Annotated in this window: 19 protein-coding genes and 1 pseudogene; 12 read left to right on the forward strand and 8 right to left on the reverse strand. The window is 63.7% G+C overall.

The genetic code is table 11. The annotated features are described in order from the left end of the window. Positions 1–353: pseudogene (locus AAFH49_RS20365) on the forward strand (hypothetical protein); the annotation flags it as partial. 104 nt (positions 354–457) lie between these two features. Here the strand turns inward: AAFH49_RS20365 and ispE are convergent. Beyond that, positions 458–1,279 carry a 4-(cytidine 5'-diphospho)-2-C-methyl-D-erythritol kinase gene (gene ispE, locus AAFH49_RS20370; protein WP_342301063.1) on the reverse strand — a complete coding sequence of 274 codons (822 nt, stop codon included), beginning with the start codon at positions 1,277–1,279 and terminating at the stop codon, positions 458–460. A 57-nt stretch (positions 1,280–1,336) separates the two neighbouring features. On the opposite strand from ispE, the gene AAFH49_RS20375 reads away from it, so the two are divergent. The 3 genes from AAFH49_RS20375 (at position 1,337) to AAFH49_RS20385 (ending at position 3,896) form a co-directional block, all read left to right on the forward strand. Continuing rightward, the gene (locus AAFH49_RS20375; protein ID WP_342301065.1) at positions 1,337–1,978 is read left to right on the forward strand and encodes a sugar transferase; all 642 of its coding nucleotides are present in this window, start codon (positions 1,337–1,339) and stop codon (positions 1,976–1,978) included. A 9-nt stretch (positions 1,979–1,987) separates the two neighbouring features. Next, complete coding sequence (locus tag AAFH49_RS20380; protein WP_342301067.1) at positions 1,988–2,665, forward strand: acetyltransferase; 678 nt, start codon at positions 1,988–1,990, stop codon at positions 2,663–2,665. A 70-nt stretch (positions 2,666–2,735) separates the two neighbouring features. Continuing rightward, positions 2,736–3,896 carry a DegT/DnrJ/EryC1/StrS family aminotransferase gene (locus tag AAFH49_RS20385; RefSeq protein ID WP_342301070.1) on the forward strand — a complete coding sequence of 387 codons (1,161 nt, stop codon included), beginning with the start codon at positions 2,736–2,738 and terminating at the stop codon, positions 3,894–3,896. A 173-nt stretch (positions 3,897–4,069) separates the two neighbouring features. On the opposite strand, the gene AAFH49_RS20390 is transcribed toward AAFH49_RS20385, so the two are convergent. The 3 genes from AAFH49_RS20390 to AAFH49_RS20400 form a co-directional block, all read right to left on the reverse strand. Then, positions 4,070–6,031, reverse strand: coding sequence for a sensor histidine kinase (locus tag AAFH49_RS20390; protein ID WP_342301071.1), 1,962 nt, complete (start codon positions 6,029–6,031; stop codon positions 4,070–4,072). A gap of 251 nt (positions 6,032–6,282) precedes the next feature. Next, positions 6,283–6,687 (reverse strand): hypothetical protein, encoded by a 405-nt coding sequence (locus AAFH49_RS20395; protein ID WP_342301073.1) that lies wholly within the window; start codon positions 6,685–6,687, stop codon positions 6,283–6,285. Positions 6,688–6,808: 121 nt separating this feature from the next. Next, a complete protein-coding gene (locus AAFH49_RS20400) occupies positions 6,809–7,243 on the reverse strand; it encodes a Cif family virulence factor (protein ID WP_342301075.1) in 435 nt (144 codons plus the stop codon). Positions 7,244–7,519: 276 nt separating this feature from the next. Between AAFH49_RS20400 and AAFH49_RS20405 the strand changes: the two genes are divergently transcribed. Beyond that, the gene (locus AAFH49_RS20405; RefSeq protein WP_342301077.1) at positions 7,520–7,939 is read left to right on the forward strand and encodes a hypothetical protein; all 420 of its coding nucleotides are present in this window, start codon (positions 7,520–7,522) and stop codon (positions 7,937–7,939) included. A 78-nt stretch (positions 7,940–8,017) separates the two neighbouring features. Here AAFH49_RS20405 and AAFH49_RS20410 read toward each other — a convergent pair whose 3' ends face one another. Together AAFH49_RS20410 and AAFH49_RS20415 are read right to left on the reverse strand one after the other, a co-directional pair. Then, on the reverse strand, positions 8,018–8,767 hold the full coding sequence (locus tag AAFH49_RS20410) for a LytR/AlgR family response regulator transcription factor (protein WP_342301078.1): 750 nt from the start codon (positions 8,765–8,767) through the stop codon (positions 8,018–8,020). Beyond that, positions 8,764–9,783: a sensor histidine kinase gene (locus AAFH49_RS20415; protein WP_342301079.1), complete on the reverse strand. Its 1,020-nt coding sequence runs from the start codon at positions 9,781–9,783 to the stop codon at positions 8,764–8,766. Before AAFH49_RS20415 ends, AAFH49_RS20410 begins: the two co-directional genes overlap by 4 nt. Positions 9,784–10,008: 225 nt before the next feature. Between AAFH49_RS20415 and AAFH49_RS20420 the strand changes: the two genes are divergently transcribed. The 3 genes from AAFH49_RS20420 (at position 10,009) to AAFH49_RS20430 (ending at position 12,101) form a co-directional block, all read left to right on the forward strand. Continuing rightward, positions 10,009–10,971 carry a radical SAM protein gene (locus AAFH49_RS20420; protein ID WP_342301081.1) on the forward strand — a complete coding sequence of 321 codons (963 nt, stop codon included), beginning with the start codon at positions 10,009–10,011 and terminating at the stop codon, positions 10,969–10,971. A gap of 5 nt (positions 10,972–10,976) precedes the next feature. Continuing rightward, positions 10,977–11,708, forward strand: coding sequence for a dolichyl-phosphate beta-glucosyltransferase (locus tag AAFH49_RS20425; RefSeq protein ID WP_342301083.1), 732 nt, complete (start codon positions 10,977–10,979; stop codon positions 11,706–11,708). Positions 11,709–11,777: 69 nt separating this feature from the next. Then, a complete protein-coding gene (locus tag AAFH49_RS20430) occupies positions 11,778–12,101 on the forward strand; it encodes a hypothetical protein (protein WP_342301085.1) in 324 nt (107 codons plus the stop codon). Positions 12,102–12,534: 433 nt separating this feature from the next. On the opposite strand, the gene AAFH49_RS20435 is transcribed toward AAFH49_RS20430, so the two are convergent. Next, positions 12,535–12,867, reverse strand: a complete 333-nt coding sequence (locus AAFH49_RS20435) for a hypothetical protein (RefSeq protein ID WP_342301087.1) — start codon at positions 12,865–12,867, stop codon at positions 12,535–12,537. A 3-nt stretch (positions 12,868–12,870) separates the two neighbouring features. On the opposite strand from AAFH49_RS20435, the gene AAFH49_RS20440 reads away from it, so the two are divergent. The 3 genes from AAFH49_RS20440 to AAFH49_RS20450 all read left to right on the forward strand — a co-directional run bounded on the left by AAFH49_RS20440 (position 12,871) and on the right by AAFH49_RS20450 (position 14,531). Next, a complete protein-coding gene (locus AAFH49_RS20440) occupies positions 12,871–13,335 on the forward strand; it encodes a hypothetical protein (RefSeq protein ID WP_342301089.1) in 465 nt (154 codons plus the stop codon). 143 nt (positions 13,336–13,478) lie between these two features. Continuing rightward, a complete protein-coding gene (locus AAFH49_RS20445; protein ID WP_342301090.1) occupies positions 13,479–13,772 on the forward strand; it encodes a hypothetical protein in 294 nt (97 codons plus the stop codon). 132 nt (positions 13,773–13,904) lie between these two features. Continuing rightward, positions 13,905–14,531, forward strand: coding sequence for a hypothetical protein (locus AAFH49_RS20450; RefSeq protein WP_342301092.1), 627 nt, complete (start codon positions 13,905–13,907; stop codon positions 14,529–14,531). 255 nt (positions 14,532–14,786) lie between these two features. On the opposite strand, the gene AAFH49_RS20455 is transcribed toward AAFH49_RS20450, so the two are convergent. Next, positions 14,787–17,474, reverse strand: coding sequence for a T9SS type A sorting domain-containing protein (locus tag AAFH49_RS20455; RefSeq protein ID WP_342301095.1), 2,688 nt, complete (start codon positions 17,472–17,474; stop codon positions 14,787–14,789). Between the two features lie 554 nt (positions 17,475–18,028). On the opposite strand from AAFH49_RS20455, the gene AAFH49_RS20460 reads away from it, so the two are divergent. After that, positions 18,029–18,511, forward strand: a complete 483-nt coding sequence (locus tag AAFH49_RS20460; RefSeq protein WP_342301097.1) for a hypothetical protein — start codon at positions 18,029–18,031, stop codon at positions 18,509–18,511. The last annotated feature ends 340 nt before the right edge of the window (positions 18,512–18,851 follow it).

The raw sequence follows: 18,851 nt of genomic DNA on the forward strand, positions 1-18,851 counted from the left end.
AGGGTTTGCAGCTGGCGTGGCACGGCTACGACTGGCTCTGGCTGCTGCTGCTGGCGGGCGTGTGCACGGTGTACGCCTTCTCCACGTCGGTGGAGTTGATGAAGCGGATTTCGCCCTTTGCCGTGAACCTGACCATTAATCTGGAGCCGGTGTATGGCATTTCGATGGCGGCGGCCATCTACTGGCTGCACACCAAAGGGCTGCTGCACGCGCCCCAATTCAACGGCGAGCGCATGAGCACGGGCTTCTACATTGGGACGCTGCTCATCGTGCTCAGCGTGCTCATTCACCCGCTGGTGGCGCGGCTGATGAAGGATAAGGAGCCGGATTTGGAGCCGGCGATGCCGGTTTAGCACCCGGGCCTTGTCATTCCGACGAAGGAGGAATCTGGGTGAACTCGTTCATCGTTTTATCTCAGATTCCTCCTTCGTCGGAATGACAAGCCGACCATGCCTACTCAAAGCATTCCCTGCCACACCGTGTATTCCGTCGGCCACGTCATTGCCACCGGCTCCCCGTTTTCCCACAGGCCGTACACGGCCGAGCCAGAACCCGACAAGCTTGCATAAGTAGCGCCAGCATCATAAAGCTTCTGCTTGATTTCGGCCAGCACCGGGTGGCTGGGCGTGAGGGCCGTTTCGAAATCGTTGCTCAAGGTGTCGCGCCAGGTGCTCATGGGCTGGGCCAGGGCTTCGCGCAGCGGGTGTTTCGGCGGCTGCGGGGTGATGCGGGCGTAGGCCTCGGCGGTGCTGATGTGCAGGTTGGGGTACACGACCATGCAGGACACGCTTTTCAGATTCAGGTTGATTTCCTCGAATACGTCACCTTTTTCCACAGCTAGCACGGGCTTGTTCTGGATGAAGAAGGCGCAGTCGGAGCCGAGGCGGCGGGCGTATCTTTCCAGCTTTTCAATGGGGAGATTTAAGCTGAACAGGTCGTTGGCGGCTTTGAGGGCGAAGGCGGCATCGGCGGAGCCGCCGCCCAAGCCGGCCCCGATAGGTACTATTTTGTGCAGGTAAATCTGTACGGGCGGCAGCTCGGGGAAGTCGGCTTGCAGCAGCTCGTAGGCTTTCAGGCAGAGGTTGGTGGCGGGGTCGCCGGGGATGGGACGGCCGGTGAGCGTGAGGCTGGTGGCGGCCCCGGCGGGCGCGGGCAGCATCTCCAACGCATCGGTCCAGGGCAGGGGCACAAACACTGATTCGAGGGTGTGGAAGCCATCGGGGCGGCGCTGGGTGACGTAGAGGCCGAGGTTGAGCTTGGCGTTGGGGAAGGTGAGCATGGGGCGGGCACAGACAGGGCCGCAGCGAAGCGGCAGCCGCAAAGGTACTTTTGCGTCGTGTCCGCTCCCGCTTCCTTTTACACCCGCCACGGTAAGCGCCTGCTCGACCTCGCGCTGGCCGGGCCGCTGCTGCTGCTCACGCTGCCGCTGCTGGCGGGCGCGGCGGCATTGGCAGCCGTCCAGAACCGGGGGCGCTGGCTGTTTCGGCAGGCGCGGCCGGGGTGGCACGGGCGGCTGTTCACGCTGTACAAGCTGCAAACCATGACCGATGCCCGCGACGCCACCGGCCAGCCCCTGCCCGATGCCCAGCGCCTGCCGCCGCTGGGCCGCTGGCTGCGCGCCACCTCGCTCGATGAATTGCCCCAGCTCTGGAACATCGTGCGCGGCGATTTGAGCCTGGTGGGGCCGCGCCCGTTGCTGCCCGCCTATCTGCCGCTGTATTCGCCCGCGCAGGCCCGCCGCCACGACGTGCGCCCCGGCCTCACGGGCTGGGCGCAGGTGAATGGCCGCAACGCCATCAGTTGGGAGGAAAAATTCGCATTTGACGTGTGGTACGTCGACCACCTTTCGCTGGGGCTCGACCTGCTGATATTGTGGCGCACCGCCGGGCGGGTGCTGGGCGCGCGCGGCATCAATATGCCCGGTGAGGCCACCACGGCAGCATTTAGAGGCAGTCCACCGCTGCCGCCTTCTTCGTAATGTATTTCTATGACGCAACTCTTCTTTTCTGATTACGACGTGACCGAAGCCCTGCCGGCACTCGTCATCTTCGGGGCGGGCGGCCTGGGGCGCGAGGTGCTGGTGTTGCTCCAGCAGCTCAACGAGGCCCAGCCGACGTGGCTGCTGCGCGGCTTCTACGACGACCACGCGCCGGCCACGCCCACCGTGGGCGGCCTCCCCTACCTCGGCACTGCTGCCGACCTTAATGCCACCACCGAACCGCTGGCCGTGGCCGTGGCCGTGGGCAGCTCGGCAAGCCGGGCGGCCGTGGTGGCACGGCTCACCTCGGCGCAGCTTAGCTTTCCCAGCATCGTGCATCCGGCGGTGGCGCTGGGGCCGGGGCAGCGCGTGGCGCTGGGCATGGGCTGCATCATTCAGCGGGGCTGCATTCTTACCTGTGATATTTCGCTGGGCCGCTTTGTGCTGCTCAATCTGGGCTGCACCGTGGGCCACGATGCCGTGCTGGGCGATTTCTGCTCCCTGATGCCGCACGCCAACGTGAGCGGCGCGGCCCGGCTGGATAGCGGCGTGTACCTTGGGACGAATGCTACCGTTATCCAGGGCGTGCACATCGGGGAGAACACCATTCTCGGGGCCGGCGCGGTGGCCGTGCGCGATTTGCCCGCGAATGTGACGGCGGTAGGCGTACCGGCTAGAGCTATTTAATAATGAGAATTTCTTTGAACGTCATGCAGAGCGCCGCGAAGCATGACGTTCTTCTACTATAACACAACCCATGCGCAGCCAGGATTACGACCGTCTCTACCTCTCCCCTCCCCACCTCGGCCGGCACGAGCTGAACTATGTGCACAAGGCCATTGAGGACAACTGGGTGGCTCCGGCCGGCCCCAACATCACGGGCTTCGAGGCCGACATCTGTGCGGCGGTGGGGGTGCCGTATGCGGTGGCGCTCACGTCGGGCACGGCTGCTATTCATCTGGGGTTGATTTTGCTGGGCGTGGGGCCGGGCGATGAGGTGCTGTGCCCCTCGTTCACGTTCGTGGCTACGGCTAACCCGATTGTGTACCTCGGGGCTACGCCGGTGTTTGTGGATAGCGAGCCCGAAACCTGGAACATCTGCCCCGAGCGCCTGCGGGAGGCCATCGTGGACCGCATTGCGAAGGGCCGCAAGCCCAAAGCCCTCATCTTGGTGCACCTCTACGGGATGCCAGCCAAGCTACCCGAAATCCTGGCTTTGGCGAAGGAGTTCGACATTCCGATTCTGGAAGATGCGGCCGAGGCGCTGGGCTCGGAGTGGCAGCAGCAGCCGCTGGGCGGCTTCGGGCGGGTGGGCGTGTTTTCCTTCAATGGCAACAAGATTCTGACCACCAGCGGCGGCGGTGCACTCGTGACTTATGACAAAGCATTAGCCGAGAAAGCCCGCTTCCTGGCCACCCAAGCTAAGGACGATGCCCCCTACTACCAGCACTCCGAAACCGGCTACAACTACCGCCTGAGCAATATCCTGGCCGGCATCGGGCGTGGCCAGATGGAGCTGCTGCCCGAGCGCGTGAAGCGCCGCCGCCAGATTTTTGACTGGTACCGCGAGCACCTCGCCGCCGTGCCCGGCCTCACGGTAGCCCTAGCCCCGGAGCCGGCCGGCAGCCGCTCCAACCGCTGGCTCACCACCGTCCTCCTGTCCTCGCCCGACCCTGAGAATGGCGCGCCCGCCCCCACGCCCGAAGCTCTGCGCCTGCACCTCGAAACCCGCAACATCGAGAGCCGGCCGCTGTGGAAGCCGCTGCACCTGCAGCCGCTGTTTGCCGCCGCGCCTATGTACGGCGGCGCGGTGTGCGAAGACCTGTTTGCCCGGGGCCTGTGCCTGCCCAGCGGCTCGGCCATGGGCGATACGGAGCTGCGCCGCGTGAAAGAGGCCGTGCGCGAGGCGCTGGGCTAAGCCGCCCGGCACATTATGGCCGGGTGATGATTGGGTTACGGTTGCCCATCGCGCATTGGCGCGGCTGAATGTTATGTTTTTCGGCGCGGCCAGTGGGGGCCGGGCCGAATGGTGGCCGTAAGCCGGCGTCAGGGTCATACATAGGGCCGGGCCGGGCGTGGCCTTACCGCAGCTCAGGCCCGGCCCAGCCGGATGCGGAAGGTGGCCCCGGCTCCCGGCTGGCTGTCTACCGCAATGCTGCCGCCGTGGGCCTGCACAATGCGGTTGACGAGGTAGAGGCCCACGCCTGAGCCGGGCGTGTGGGTGTGCAGCCGTCGGAAGAGCTGAAATAGCTCCGTGCCGTGCTTTTCCGCGTCGAAGCCGAGGCCGTTGTCTTCGACCACCAGCACGGGCTGCCCTTCCTCGACCCACACCGACACGTGGATGCGGGCGGGCCGCGCCGGGTCGGCGTATTTGAGGGAATTACTGAGCAGATTGAGCAGAACGGTGCGTAGGTTGGCCCGGGCGAAGGCCACGGCGGGGCGGGCCGCGAAGTCCACCGTGATGCGGGCGCGGGCGGCCCGGGCCTGGGGTTCGAGCGTGTTCACCACTTCTTCCAGCAGGTCGGCCAGCGGGACTTCTTCCGATAGCGCGGCTTCGCTGGTTTGCTGCGCCTGGCCGAGCGCGGCCAGGTCGTCGATGGTGTGGCCCAGCTGCTGTAGCGCGTCCTGAATGAGGGGCATGAGCAGCTGCTCTTCGGTCAGGTCGGCGAAGGAAATGCTGCGGCGCAGCTCCTCAAACAAGCCCCCCAGGTTGTTGACGGGCTGCTTGAGGTCGTGACTGGCGGCGTACACGAAGTTGTCCAGGTCCTGATTGGTGCGGGTGAGGCGCTCGTTGGTTTGCTTGAGCTCGGTGATGTCGATGGCCGAGCCCACGTAGCCGTATAGGTCGCCGTTGGGGTAGAAGCTGGGCGCGCCCTGGGCCAGCAGCCAGCGGTACTGCCCGTCGTGGCGGCGCATGCGGTGCTCCAGCGTGTACAGGTTGCGGGTTTCAATGGCCTCGGCCAGCGTGTTTCGGGCCAGGTCCAGCTCCTCGGGGTGCAGGTAGGCGGCCCAGCCCGTGGCCACGTACTGCTCCAGGCTCACCCCGACAAAGTTGAGGAAGGCCTGGTTGGCGTAGCGAATGGTGCCGTCCGGGTTCACGGCCCACACTTGGTTGGGCGCGGCATCGGCCATGATGCGGAAGCGGGCTTCGGTTTCCTGCAGCGCGGCGGTGCGCTCCTGCACGCGGGTTTCCAACTCCTGGTTGAGCTGCTGCAACTCCTGGCTGACGCGCACGTCATGGGTGACGTCGAAAGCGTAGACCAGCACCCCGCGGGGCCGGCTCTCGGCATCGAAGTCGGCCTGAAAGATGTAGTTAAAGTAATAGTCCTCCAGCGGGCCGCCAGGGGTGCGGGCCAGCGGGATATGCACGCCCTGGTCGACGTGGGTTTCGCCGCTGTGGTACACGCGCTGCAGCGTGGCCCACACGGCATGCCCCCGCAGCTCGGGCAGGGCCGTGAGCAGGGGCAAGCCGAGCAGCGGCCGGCCGGGAAACAGCTGCTGGTAGACGGGGTTGACCAGGGCATACACCAGGTCGGGGCCATCGAGGCGGCACAGGGCCGCCGGGGCTTGCATGAACAGGCCTTCGAGCTGCGCCCGTTGCTGCTCGGTGCGGGCCTGGGCCTCGCGCAGGGCCACTTCCACGGGCGTGCGGGGCTGGTCGGAGGTGTCGGTGAAGCTCACGAGCAGGCCATCGCCGGTGCGGCGGGCGGCCAGGCGGTAGTAATTGTCGTAGCCGTCGGCCTGGTAGTTGATGTTGTACTCGCGGGGCTCCCCGGTTTCGAAGGCCTCGACGTGAAAGGCGAACGTGCCGTGGGCCTTGCTATGGGGCCACTGCTGGTTGTGGGTCACGGCGGGCACTTCCGGCATGTGCATCATGCGCTGGGCGGCCGGGTTGAGGTATTCGAAGGTGAAATCCACGATGGTGCCCGTGCCGGCCGCGTCGTAGATGGGCGTGTAGTAGATGACCCCGGTGATGGACACGGCCAGCAGGTCGCTCAGCACCGATTCGGCGGCAAGGGCCCGGAGCGGAAGCGGGAGCGGCGGGGAAGGCATACGGGGAAGCAGGCGGGAGAAATCAGGAGGTGCGCCGGGCCTTGCTTTTGGGGCAGCGGGCAATGGGGCGGTGGTTTATTGCTCTGCTCAAAAGTAACCCGTGGAGAAAAATATCCGGCCCCTGCCTCAGCAGGAAGCGCAGCGGAGGAAAGGAGCTGTTTAGATAAAAGAGGGTAAGTCGTTTAATTGATTCGGCCGGGTGTAGATGCCGCACAGCAGCTTATAAATTTCAGATGATTAGTGCAAACGGCTTACCGGGTATAGTGGTCTTCCACCTCCTGATAAGGGGTGTTTGGCTTTTTGTAAGGGTCAACAAAGCGGAGCGTGAGCGCATGTTCCGTTAATTCGGTGATGGTTCCATGTGCAGTGCCATATCGAATTTCGTTGCCCTGGCGGGTGTATTTGGCTTTGCCCCAATCGCTGCCATTCAGGAGCTCACGGTACGAAAGCGAATCCTGGGTAATGACCATGTAGTAGTCTTTCGTTACCTGCATCACCTGACTTTCAAGCTTTCCCGAGGCAGAATAGTTAAAGCCCTCCGTGCTTTCGGCGTTCCAGCGACCTAACAAGTCGGGCTCTGGCTTTGGCGTATCCTTGCCACAAGCGACCATCAGTAGACTGGTACAAAGCAATAGGGCTGGTCGAAGCTGTTTCATTGGTTAGAGGGCAGTTGTAGGGGTACGAAACTAGGCATTACTAATATTAAGGGATAGAGAATGGCCAGTTCAGCTAAACGGCGGGTTTTATTCTCATCTTCCCCACCTAGCGCCCCCTCGCTCACTGCTTATGCAAATGAATGGACTGCCCCACCAGCTTCCACTGGCCATCGATTTTCTCCAGCAGCCGGAGTTCCGTCGAGTAGCTCTTTTGCCCGTTGCGGGCCGTCGATTCTTCGTCGTGGCTCACCCAGGCGGTGGGGCCGGTGATGCTGATGTGGTAGTTGGTATTGACGGCGGTGCCGCCCTGGCCCATCGAGGGCGAGGGGGCCAGCATGCGGGCGGGCGGCACGTCCAAAAACTGGCCGTCGGCCGTGGAAACCAGGATGCGGCTGTAGGGCGTGACGTGCCAGCAGGCGGCATGGCCCGCCACGTCGCCTGCCCGCCAGGTGGCCGATTCCTGCTCTAGCAGGTGCTTGATGGCGGCGGTATCGTCTACGGGCCGGCTACAGCTGCCCACGGTGAGGCTGCCAAGAAGAAGGAGCGGTAATTTCATGCGGAGCGTGCCCATGGAAGTAGCGGAAAGGGTGCAGATTGCCAATAGAATGGCAAGATAGCAGCAGAGATTTCCCGGTTGGCGGGGCGGCGGCGATACGGGCCAACTGGCTTTTCGAGTTTACGAAACGCATCCCTTCGAGGCATTTCGCAAACCCGAACCCTCCCGCAGCAGGCACGTAGCCGTCTGGTGTCGGTTCCCGGAAAGGAGGGTTTGATTACTCCCTGCGGCCCCGGGCCGTTTATTCCATACTTACCTCCCACGCAAAGCCTGTTCATGACGTTTCGCCTGCTGCTTCCCGTAGTTGCCCTTCTCGGGGCTTGCTCCTCGGAGCCCCCTCCTTCCGCGCAGGCCAGCCGCGACACGTTGCGGCCACCAACCCCAACGGCCGACACAAGCACTTACGCGCGGTTGCAGGGCACGTGGCAGAGCACGGAAGACCCGAAAAGCGTCATCGAGCTGCGCGGCCACCGCTACATCAGCTATTATGAGGGCGTGCCGCTCGACACGGCGGCCTTTATTCTGGACCAGGCGTGCCCCGCCGAACCGGGAGCCGGGCAACCCAGCAACAGCGGGCGCTACCTGGTAGAGCCCAGTGAGGATATGTGCTGGGAAGTGGTCGGCGTCGATGCCCAGGGGCTCGAACTCAGCTATACCGCCCGGGGCAACACGCTGAACTACCGCAAAATGAAATAAGACCCCGCGCAGCGCAATGCGCCTGGCACCGGGAGGCGTTCGGCGAAAGGGTCCGAATCGCAAGAAGCTACCAGGAGCTTAGTGGTCCAGCCAGTGCTTGAAGGCTGGCGCGCGGCCGGCGCTGACGACCAGGTCCTCCCCCACTACCGGGGGCGCTACCTGCAGCACCAGGCGGCCCTTGAAATACGGCCGGATTTCCTGTACCGCGCCGATGCTCAGGATGAACTGGCGGTTGATGCGAAAGAAATTCTGGGCATCTAACTGGCCTTCTAATTGGTCGAGCGTGTCGGGGATGATGAACCGCTTGCCGGCGTGGGTGACGAGGAACACCACGCCCTCTTCGGCCAGAAAATACGCCACATCATCTATCGGCACGGCTTTCAGAGCCGTGCCGGACTTCACCAGGAAGCGCGAGCGGGGCGTGCCATGCACCAGGCGCTGCACGTTCTCGGCGGCGGCGGGCAGTGTGGCGGGGTGCAGGGTTTCATACTTCAGCAGGGCGCGTTCCACTTCCGGGGCTTGCAGGGGCTTGAGCAGGTAGTCCACGCTGTTCACCTGGAATGCCTGGATGGCGTAGGCGTCGTAGGCGGTGGTGAAGATGACGGGCGCGCCCACCGCCACCTGCCGGAAGATGTCGAAGCTGTTGCCATCTGATAGGTGGATGTCGCAGAAGAGCAGGTCGGGGGCCGGGTGCTCGCGCAGCCATTCCACCGCTTCTTCCACCGAGCCCAGCGCCGCCAGAATGCGGGCGGCGGGCCGGTGGCGGGTGAGCACGGCGGCCAGCGCCTGGGCGGCCAGGGGCTCGTCTTCGATAATCAGGACGTTCATGCGGCGGGGGCGGTGAGGAGCGGGAGGCGGACGACGAAGGACGCGGCCGTGGGCACGATTTCCACGGGGCGGTCGGTGAGGTGCTGGTAGCGGCGCTGGATGTTGGGCAGGCCCGTGTGGGTCGAGGCCACCGCGTCGGTGCGGGGCTGCCGGTTGTTTTCGACCACCAGCAGGCCGTCGGCGGCCGATACCTTTATGAGCAGCGGCTTGCGGGTGGTGGAGCCGTTGTGCTTGATGGCATTTTCGAGCAGCATCTGCACGGCGGTGGGGGGCACCAAGGCCTGCTCCCAGGCCGGGGCCACGTCCCATTCCACGCGCAGCGCCGCGCCGAAGCGGGTTTCCATCAGGCTGGCGTAGGCGCGCACCAGCGCCATTTCGCGGTGCAGCGGCACCAGCGGTTGCGCCCCGGTATCGAGCAGGGCGCGGTATACTTCCGCCAGCTGGCCGAGGAACTGCACGGCCCGGTCGGCATCGAGGTGAATGAGCGAGCCGAGCACGTTGAGGCTATTGAACAGGAAGTGCGGGTCAACCTGCTTTTGCAGGGCTTCGAGCTGCGCCTGAAAAGTTTCCTTTTGCAGCTGCGCCGCCCGAATGACTTCCTGCTCCAGGTTTTTGCGCATGTGCTCGCGCTCCACGAAGTAGTAGAAGAACAGGGACAGCACCGCGCTCACGGCCAGCGACAGCCGCAGGGCTTTGGGCGTCACTTCGGCGGTGGGCACCAGGTAGTGCTGCGGAATGGTGAAGAACATCACCCAGAACACCAGGCTGACCAGCACCACGCTCAGCCCTTCCAGCAGGGCTTTGACCGGGGCGGGCGGTTTGGTCAGGCGGTCGGCCCCGAAGAGGCGGGCAATGGGCGCATGCACCAGGAACGTGGCCAGCAGAAAGGCAAACACCAGCAGCAGCTCCTGGTAGCTGGCCAGCGCGCCCACCCACAGGGTGCCATACTCGATGAACACCGCCACGTGGAACACCGCCGTGGCAGCCAGGGCCGCCAACGCAATTTTACGAATCATGGGACTGGGGTGAAGCGACGCCTTGCGCCAAACCAAAATTACCAGCCCGCCGGCCGAAAAGCGGCATGTGGCCCGCCAATTCACCCATCTCATCTCCCGATTCAGGGCATCGAAATCCGCCTTCGCCGGAAAACGCTTCCGAGCGGGCGAATAGTACCGCAGGTTTGTGCTGTCCGGTGAGCAGCCGGGTGCCGCAGTCTCCTCATCCTTATTCCCCCGTTCCGCATGAAACTCCCCTCTTTCGACAAACCGATGCGCATTTCCCGGGCCCGGGTGATGTGGAAAATGGCGAAGGCCGCCCTCGATAAGGACCGGCCGGTGCTGGTCCAAATCGTGGTGACGCGCCGCTGCAACCTGGCCTGCGGCTATTGCTACGAGTACGACAAAGTATCCAAGCCCGTGCCGCTGCAAGAACTGAAGGCGCGGGTGGACAAGCTGCGCAAGCTGAAGGCCGTGTTTGTGACCCTCAACGGCGGCGAGCCGCTGCTGCATCCGCACATCGCCGAGCTGGTCCGCTACATCGCCGAAGCCGGCATGGTGCCGATGATAAACACCAACGGCCACGTGCTCAAGGCTCCGCTCATCAAGAGCCTGAACGAGGCCGGCCTGTTTGGGATGCAGCTCAGCTGCGATAGTCTGGAAGACAACGAGGTGACCGAAAAGAGCATGCGCCGGCTGCGGCCCAAGCTGGAGCTGCTGCGCCAGCACGCCCAGTTCATGGTGCGCGTGAATGGGGTGCTGGGGTCCGGCAACCCGGCCGAGATGGAGGAAGTGGCCAAAGCGGTGGTCGGCTTCGGCTTCGGGTTTCAGTGCTCGCTGATGCGCGACAGCAGCGGGCAGGCCCTGCCGCTGAGCGATGAAGCCCTGCAAGCCTACCTGCGCATTCGGGCCATGAAGGGCCGCTTGCCGCAGGTGCTCAACGACAACTTCCAGCTGCCCCTGGCCCGGGGCGAAAGCAAGCCCTGGAAATGCCGGGCGGGGGCCCGCCACTTCGAGGTGGACGGGGCGGGCTTGGTGCACCTGTGCCAGCCCAAAACCGGCACGCCGGCCAAGCCCCTGGCCGAGTATTCGGTGGAAGACATTCGGCAGCAGTTCGACTGCGGCAAGTCGTGCTCGGCCCGCTGCCCCATTGCCTATGCCCACCTGGGCAGCCGGCTCGACGGCTTCCGCAGCCAGCAAAACGCCTAAGCCCGATGGAACTCAGCCTGATTATCCCGGCCTTCAACGAAGCGCAGCGCATCGAGCCCACCCTGCGGCGCTTCCATCGGTTTCTGGCCGCGCGCCCGGCCCGCTTTGAGATTATCGTGGTCGACGATGGCTCGACGGACGGTACGGTGGCGCTGGTTTCGGCCCTGGCCGGCGAGCTGCCGGGCCTGCGCGTGCTGTGCTCGCCGGCCAACCGGGGCAAAGGCCACGCGGTGCGCCTGGGCATGCTGGCGGCCACGGGCCAGGTCCGCCTGTTTTCCGATGCCGACGGCTCTACGCCCATCACCGAGCTGGACCCGCTGCTGCGGGCGCTGGCGGCGGGGGCCGACATTGCCATCGGCTCCCGGTACCTGGCCGGCTCCCGCGTCACGCGGCCCCAGCCCTGGTTTCGCCGGGTCTGGAGCCGGCTCGTGAACCGGGTGGTGCAGCGCGTGCTGCTGCCCGGCGTGATGGACACGCACTGCGGCTTCAAGGCCTTCACGGCCGCAGCGGCGGCGCACACCTTCGCCGCCTGCACCGTCGATGGCTGGTCGTTCGACCTGGAAGTGCTGGCCCGCGCCCGCGCCCACGGCTTCCGCATCCGGGAAGTGCCCGTGCGCTGGGAAAACGATGAGCGCAGCAAAGCCCGCATCGGGCAGCTCCCCCGGGAGTTTCGGCAGGTGTACCGCCTGCGGCAGCAGCTGCGGCAGGTAGCCAGGCCGGCCGGCGGCCGGGCTTAGCGCGGAGGGCTGGCTCCGTGCCTCTGCCAGCGAAAGCAAATTCTATTCACCAAAAAAACCGTTTATCACATGGAACAAAAGCAGTCTTCGGCCGACTACGTGTCGCCGCTGGTCCTCAATGGCCTGTTTATCGCCAACATTGTTTTGGCCCTGGCCCTGGCAAGTGCCCACCAACAGGACGGCTACCTAGGCGGCTTGGGCTATGTCCTCTACGCGGCGCTCTCCGTCATCGTGAGTGCGGGCGTCAACATCCTCGCCCTAGTCACGGCCCCTCCCACGCGCAGCACCAACGCCAACGTCATTTACGTAATGGCCGCGCTGGCTTTTTCGGCGATAAGTCTTTGGGTCTTCTATGGCTTCGCGCACATGGGGAGCCTGAAGCCGGGCGGATGAGGGGCATGTTGCAGTGGCTTACGGGCACTTGGTAGCGGGCCGCTGCCAGTGATTCCCCGGCCCCCTGTTTTATCCCTACGAAAATCACTTTTACAACGCCCAATACAGGGTTACTTTCAAGCTATGTTGTTGACCTTACTGCTCTCGCCTATTTTAACTGGTGACTTATTTGGGACTCCCCTGCTGCTTGTCATGCTGCTGGCCTTCGTGGTAGGGGTCTGTCTGTTGCGGTGGGCACGCCGCCTATGCCGGGAGGGCCAACGGGCGAATGGTATCTTGATGCTGCTATTGAGCTTAATGGGGTTGACGTTCCCCTTCGTGGTCTTTATCCTGATAGGACGCTCACTCTAAGAGGGGACAGAAATGGAGTGACGGGAACAGTGGCTTTCGATACCACGAACAACGAATACGAGCCTAAGAATGACTTCATGCTCTATACCACGAACCATCCCCCTTCGAGGTCAGTGTAATAGACGTTGTCTTTGCCTTCATGTATCGGCAGGCTGATGCGTTCGCTACAGTCTCGAAAAGCAAGCAGGATGCGGCCTGGCTCACTGACCACTTGTTCCACCAGGCGAGCAATGAAGCGGCACAGCCCATTCTTGTACTGCTCGTGCTCGTAGGCCATCCACTCATTGGGCAGGGTTTCGACCAGGGGCGTGGTATACGTGGTGAGCTTGTAGCCATCAAATTCCAATTGCAGGTAGTCCTGCACAAAGCACACGGCACTCAACTGCTCGCCGACTAAGCATTGTAATTCCTTCATGGGGTGAAAACGGATGTCGTCGAAGGTAGCGCCAAGACGCAACCCACGTTCAGCGAAACGGTGGGTTTTATTTCCATCACCAACATCCGCCCCCGCTGGCGCGCGTCGGCGACGCGCGCCAGCGGGAGAGAAGCATATCCTGGCAGCCAATCAATTTCCCGCAGCCATCAAAAACTTCCTCATATGATGGATTCAACTGATTCAGCGGCTGTACGGCCGGCTATGACCGTCCGCACGCTGGTGGTGCTCAACGGCTGGCTCGTGGCACTCACCGGCCTGCTGATGGTGTGCCTAGGGGGCCTTGCCGGGTTGGTCCTGACGGCTCAGCTGTTCGTTTACGCCAATGGCTTTTTAGGCTTCAAGGCCCTCTGGCGTCGGGCGTATTCACTGGCACTCCTCTATTTTCTCGTGGCGGGCATTGTGGCGGCGTTGTATTATGCGCTGGGTCGGCAAATTGGCCATCGATGACCCGTGTGGCACCAAAGGGGACGAAGGACTGGGCCTCGCCTTCCACTGCTTGCGCGCCAGCAGATAGCGGGCCGCTGCTACTGGCTCACTAAAAGGAGCGTTACTTTACAGACGGTGAATCGCGTTCTATTTAAGCCCAAAATATGCTCGTCTGGGGCCTTCTCTTTCTACTGGTTTGGTTAGGGCTCCTAGCAGTAGCGCTGTATACGATTCGACGGTTTACGACTGATGCGCCGGTGTGGCGGGCTGGCCTCACGGTCTGGCTGCTGGCCGGTGCCGCCGCTTGGTTGGGGATGCAGTTTGAGCATTCCTCGCTGCCGAACTGGTTAACATGGTTGCCCCACCGGGGCGATTCCGGCTTGGCGGCGGTGTTGGCAGCCCCGCTGGGCTTGCTCGCCGCATTGCTGGCGAGGTTTCGCTACCACTACCCTGAATAAGCCGAGCCGCCTTTTCCGCCACGCTATGCAATATTGCGCCCCTCCGGTTGGCGCGCGTCTGCGACGCGGGCCGACTGGGGGCCAAGCCTATCTTTGGCAGCGCCCTTGCGCCGCCCGGCTCCCGTGATAAAAATGCTGCTCGTTTCCGTGCTTTTGCTGGCCAGTGGCCGGGCATCGGCACAATATCTTTCGCTGCGAAAGTTGCTGCGGGTGGCCGAAGCAGCTCAGGGCAATTTTATGGGGGAAAGCCCGCAACCCTCCGAGGTGGAAAAAATACTGCGGGAAGGAGGTTTCGCGCATGTGCGGTGGCGGGAAGACGACCCCGACCTTGAATACAACCCCGCGTCCTATAAGGTCTATTCGAGAATCACGGATGCTTTCCTCATCTTCCAGGCCGATGCCCACGGCCGGTTGCTGGAAAATCTGGTGTACCGCTTCCGCAGCCCCGCGTGCGTGGCTTCCCTGCAAAAGCAGCTGGTGGCGGCCGGTTTTACCCGGCTCGCCGCAAGCCCGCCGCCCGCCTCCGACGACCCGAACGTCCCCGCCCCCCTGTTCTCTGCCTACGACGGCTACTTCTACAACGCCCAATACAGCGTTGATATAGACGGCGAAGTGGATGCCGAGGGCAAAGACCTGCACCGCTACACGGTATCCATCGGATGCGATGCCGCCATGAAGCAGATGCAGGAAGCAATGGAGGAAGTGAGCCGGCAAGCGCAGCAGGAATACGAAGCCACGCACCGGAAAAAGAAGCGCTAGCGGCTAGCGGATGCAGCAGGCCGGGCGGGCCAGTCCTTTTCCCAACACCCGAAACCTGCCCCACCGGGGTGTCCGGTCATGCTAAAGTCCCTCCCACCGAGGGGGGACCGGATTGCCGATAGTCACAACCCGCTGGCGCGCGGCGGCAACGCGGACCGACCGGTTTTCCGGGTTCACGAAACGTTCTGCTACCTGCCTGAACTCGTCAACCTAAGAGGACTGCCCCTGTACCTGAAACATGAAGCCGAATCTAAGCTATTCCACTACCAGACGCTGAGAATAATTGCCGCAGCGCACCACGTATACCCCGGCAGGCAGCCCGCGCAGGTCCAGCACAGCGTCGGGGCCGGTAAAGGTTGGGGCACGTTGCACGGACCGGCCTTGCGCGTCGGTCAGCGTCAGGGGCAGGTGGGGGGCGCCGGGAGGCAGGCGCAGCGTGGCCGTGCCGTGGGCCGGGTTGGGGAAGAGGGCCACCGGGGAAACCCGGCTTGCAGTAGCGGTAGCCAGCAGCGCATTGGGGTCATAAACACCAAAATGTATCATCGGCTTTGCGCCGTCGCCGGTCGTTATAAATCCTCCCCCGACATATAGCTTCCCGGCAGGCCCTATTGCCAACGCACTAACAGGAAAATAAAGAGCCGGGTCAATCCTCACCCCGGTGCCCAGTGGGCTCCAGGCCGTGCCGTCCCACTTGGCGATGTTGTTGGCCGAAATCCCGCCGGCTGTGGTGAAGCGTCCCCCGACGTAGACATCCCCATTGGCCGCCACCGCCACGGACGCGGCGGAACTCGCGCTTACCCCACCGCCCATGTTGCTCCAGGCCGTGCCGTTCCACTTGGCCACGTTGCTGGCCGGCATCCCGCCGGCCGCGTTAAACTGCCCCCCTACATACACGTCCCCGCCAGCAACGACCACGAGGGAACTGATGGTGCCAGGAGTGGAGCCCAGTGCGGTTACACCCGTGCCCAGCGGGCTCCAGGCCGTGCCGTTCCATTTGGCAATGCAGTTGCTCGGCACTCCCCCGGCATGGGTAAAGCTGCCGCCAGCGTATACCTCTCCATTGGCGGCCATGGCCAGCGTACTGACGGATGCATTCACGGGGATATTGGGTATATCCATGCCCGTGCCCATCGCGCTCCAGCTGCTGCCGTTCCACCTGGCTACGTTGTTGGCCGCAACCCCGCCGGCCTGCGTGAAGGCACCACCCGCGTACACGTCGCCATTAGCGGCCACTGCCAACGCCGCGACGGTTGTCCCCGTGAAGGCGGGCCCGGTGATGCCGGTGCCCAAACCACTCCAAGCGGTGCCGTTCCACTTGGCCACGTTACTGACGGGCACCCCGCCGGCGGTGGTGAAGCCGCCCCCAACGTAGACATCGCCGTTGGGAGCCACCGCCAGCGCACCAACATACCCTATATTTACGCCATTGCGGCTGAGGTTTACGCCGTTGGTCGCCCCGCTCCCCAGCAGGCTCCAGGCCGAGCCGTTCCATTTGGCCACGTTGTTGGCCGGCACTCCACCGGCATGGGTGAAGGAGCCCCCAACGTAGACATCCCCGTTAGGAGCCACCGCCAGCGCGTAAACGAGCCCGTCTATGCCATTGCCCGTGCCCAGCGTGCTCCAGGTTGCACCACGCCACCTGGCCACGTTGTTGGCTAGCACCCCATCGACCTGCGTGAAGTAGCCGCCCACATTTAAATCGCCATTGGGGGCCACCGCGAAGGCCCTAACGCTATTAAAGGCGGCGGTCATGCCGCTTCCCAGCGGGCTCCAGGCCGCGCCGTTCCACTTGGCCACGTTGTTGGCCGCAGCCCCGCCGGCCTGCGTGAAGACGCCGCCCGCGTACACGTCGCCATTCGTGCCGATAGCCAGCGCATAAACGGTGACGTCAGTGGCGGCGGTCATGCCGCTTCCCAGCGGGTTCCAGGCCGCGCCGTTCCACTTGGCCACGTTGTTGGCCGCAGCCCCGCCGGCCTGCGTGAAGCTGCCGCCCGCGTACACGTCGCCATTCGTGCCGATAGCCAGTGCAAAAACAGCATTGCTTGGACCCGGCGAAAGCGTGATGCCGTTGCCGGAACCCGTACCCAGGCTGCTCCAGGCCGTGCCGTTCCACCTGGCCACGTTGTTGGCCGAGGCCCCGCCGGCCTGCGTGAAGCTGCCGCCCGCGTATACGTCGCCATTGGCCGCTACCGCCAGCGCTCTAACCGGACCGTTTGTCCCATTGGCCGCACCCGTGCTCAGGCTGCTCCAGGCTGAGCCGTTCCACCTGGCCACGCCGTTGGCGGGCACTCCGTCCACTTCCGTGAAGCCGCCGCCGAGGTATAAGTCCCCGTTAGGGGCCAGCGCTAGTGCGCTCACGGGAACACCAAGGATATTTTGTCCATTCACGCCGCTTCCCAGCGGGCTCCAGGCCGTGCCGTTCCACTTGGCCACATAATTGGCCGGCGCCCCCCCGGCCCGGAAGAAACTGCCGCCGGCGTACACGTCCCCGTTAGCGGCAACGGCCAGGGCCCGGACGGTGCTGTTCACCCCCGTGCCCAGGGCCGTCCAGGCCGAGCCGTTCCACTTCGCCACGTTGTTGGCCGCTACCTGAGTGACCGTTGTGAAGCCCCCCCCAATGTATACGTCGTTGCCCACGCTTACCACCACCAGCACCGACCCATCGGTGCCATTCATTCCGAACCCGTCCTGCCACCGCTCATCGCCCGCCCCGGCCGTCCCCGCCGGGCGAAACACGGGCCGCCCGTCCGGGGCCGTGCGCAGGCGGAAGGCGCGCGCGTCGAACGAACCGCTGGTGCCGGCCCGGAGCGTGCCATCGGGGTTGAGGGCTTCGGCCAGGGGCTGGCCCTCGGCCGTGGCCGGTGGCGCCGCCGCCGATGCCTGGCCGCACAGGCCGAGCAGGAACAGGAGGGGCAGCAGAAACTGAGTCAGGATTGTTTTCATGGGGCAGAAGCCGTAAAGTGTTAATCGGAAGCAAAGTACTCCACAAACCCCAGCGCACTGCGCCGTGGCTTCGCCGCCTGCCGGGCGGGTGCGTTCACCAAGCCTTGCAGCAGTTACTTTGCGCTCATGGCATGGCCAACCCAGCAAAGGCGGCTTGTTCTGTGGATGCCCCTTGCCAGCGGGTACTTTATGAGCAGCATACCAGTCGGGGCACGATAACCTGTGCAAGAAAACGGTGGGTTTCATTTCCCCTGTTGGCGCGCCAGCAGAAGGGCAAGTTATACGAAGAACCAAGAGGCCGTTCAGGCAGCAAACGAGTACTCGCTATCCGCTTCCGGAGTGGCAAAAGCCGCCGACGGGTACTCGCCGGTCATTGCCGAGTTCACGAAACGCATCCCTTCGGGGCATTTCGTAAACGTTGATTCGTAGCCGGGTTTCTTAAACTCGCCACGTGCGGCAGTGGCTTGCGTGCCCCTGGTAGCGGGCCGCTGCTAATGATTTGCCGAAAGGAGCGTTACTTTATCATAACGCTTGCTTCTGCCTTCCACTTGCCCATGCCTTTATTCCGCCCCGTGCGCATTGCCCTGTTCTTGGCCACTGGGGCATTCGGAACCGTTGGGTGCGAACGCCCATCGGCCGCCTCCACCCAACTGGCCTTGCTGACCGCGCCCAAGTGGCGCTTGAGCGACTACGTCTTCTGTACAGAGGCGCGCGCGGTGCCCGGTGCGTATAACCCTGGCATGGCGGGCCAAGAGCCGTGCTTCCGCGACGACATCACGGTATTTGGAGTGGATGGCACCTACGTGGAGGATGAGGGACCCCTCAAGTGCCGCCCGGACGTGCCGCAAGCCCGGCGCTTCAAGTGGCGCTTCCTGTCGGAAGGGCGCGAACTTGCCCAGTGGTACGCCCCTCCAGGCGTCCGACAGGAAATCGAGTATCGCTATAAAATCCTCACGCTGGCCCCCACAACCCTGGTGCTCGAAGGCTGGGCCCCTGCGTACTCTTGCAAGGTCATTTTAACCTATACAGCCGTGTAGCTTGCGTTCACATTAACGGTGGGTTTATTTTCATTGCTAGCCAACGACACACGCTAGGCCAGACCTCGCTCCCCTCGCCTTCCACATCTCCCGAAGCCCACCGGACCTCGCTCCCCTCCGCTTCCAGACTACCGGAAGCCGACCGGACTTCGCTCCCCTCCCCTTCCGGCACGGCGGAAGGGCATCGGACCTTGCTCCCCTCCACTTTCGGAATGCCAAAAGCCCACCGGAGCGAGGTCCGATGGGCTTTTGGCATTCCGAAAGTGGAAGGGAGGCAGGTCCGCTCCTATTTTGTTTCGGCTTGCGCGGTGGCTTTCTTCTTTGCCTGCCGGCCCTCTTT

This window comes from Hymenobacter segetis, assembly GCF_038448715.1.
Taxonomy (GTDB): domain Bacteria; phylum Bacteroidota; class Bacteroidia; order Cytophagales; family Hymenobacteraceae; genus Hymenobacter; species Hymenobacter segetis.

Bases quoted from the DNA above. Each gene is read 5' to 3' on its own strand.
- ispE (WP_342301063.1), bottom strand. From the start codon at position 1,279: ATGCTCACCTTCCCCAACGCCAAGCTCAACCTCGGCCTCTACGTCACC.
- AAFH49_RS20380 (WP_342301067.1), top strand. From the start codon at position 1,988: ATGACGCAACTCTTCTTTTCTGATTACGACGTGACCGAAGCCCTGCCG.
- AAFH49_RS20385 (WP_342301070.1), top strand. From the start codon at position 2,736: ATGCGCAGCCAGGATTACGACCGTCTCTACCTCTCCCCTCCCCACCTC.
- AAFH49_RS20390 (WP_342301071.1), bottom strand. From the start codon at position 6,031: ATGCCTTCCCCGCCGCTCCCGCTTCCGCTCCGGGCCCTTGCCGCCGAA.
- AAFH49_RS20395 (WP_342301073.1), bottom strand. From the start codon at position 6,687: ATGAAACAGCTTCGACCAGCCCTATTGCTTTGTACCAGTCTACTGATG.
- AAFH49_RS20400 (WP_342301075.1), bottom strand. From the start codon at position 7,243: ATGAAATTACCGCTCCTTCTTCTTGGCAGCCTCACCGTGGGCAGCTGT.
- AAFH49_RS20405 (WP_342301077.1), top strand. From the start codon at position 7,520: ATGACGTTTCGCCTGCTGCTTCCCGTAGTTGCCCTTCTCGGGGCTTGC.
- AAFH49_RS20410 (WP_342301078.1), bottom strand. From the start codon at position 8,767: ATGAACGTCCTGATTATCGAAGACGAGCCCCTGGCCGCCCAGGCGCTG.
- AAFH49_RS20415 (WP_342301079.1), bottom strand. From the start codon at position 9,783: ATGATTCGTAAAATTGCGTTGGCGGCCCTGGCTGCCACGGCGGTGTTC.
- AAFH49_RS20420 (WP_342301081.1), top strand. From the start codon at position 10,009: ATGAAACTCCCCTCTTTCGACAAACCGATGCGCATTTCCCGGGCCCGG.
- AAFH49_RS20425 (WP_342301083.1), top strand. From the start codon at position 10,977: ATGGAACTCAGCCTGATTATCCCGGCCTTCAACGAAGCGCAGCGCATC.
- AAFH49_RS20430 (WP_342301085.1), top strand. From the start codon at position 11,778: ATGGAACAAAAGCAGTCTTCGGCCGACTACGTGTCGCCGCTGGTCCTC.
- AAFH49_RS20435 (WP_342301087.1), bottom strand. From the start codon at position 12,867: ATGAAGGAATTACAATGCTTAGTCGGCGAGCAGTTGAGTGCCGTGTGC.
- AAFH49_RS20445 (WP_342301090.1), top strand. From the start codon at position 13,479: ATGCTCGTCTGGGGCCTTCTCTTTCTACTGGTTTGGTTAGGGCTCCTA.
- AAFH49_RS20450 (WP_342301092.1), top strand. From the start codon at position 13,905: ATGCTGCTCGTTTCCGTGCTTTTGCTGGCCAGTGGCCGGGCATCGGCA.
- AAFH49_RS20455 (WP_342301095.1), bottom strand. From the start codon at position 17,474: ATGAAAACAATCCTGACTCAGTTTCTGCTGCCCCTCCTGTTCCTGCTC.
- AAFH49_RS20460 (WP_342301097.1), top strand. From the start codon at position 18,029: ATGCCTTTATTCCGCCCCGTGCGCATTGCCCTGTTCTTGGCCACTGGG.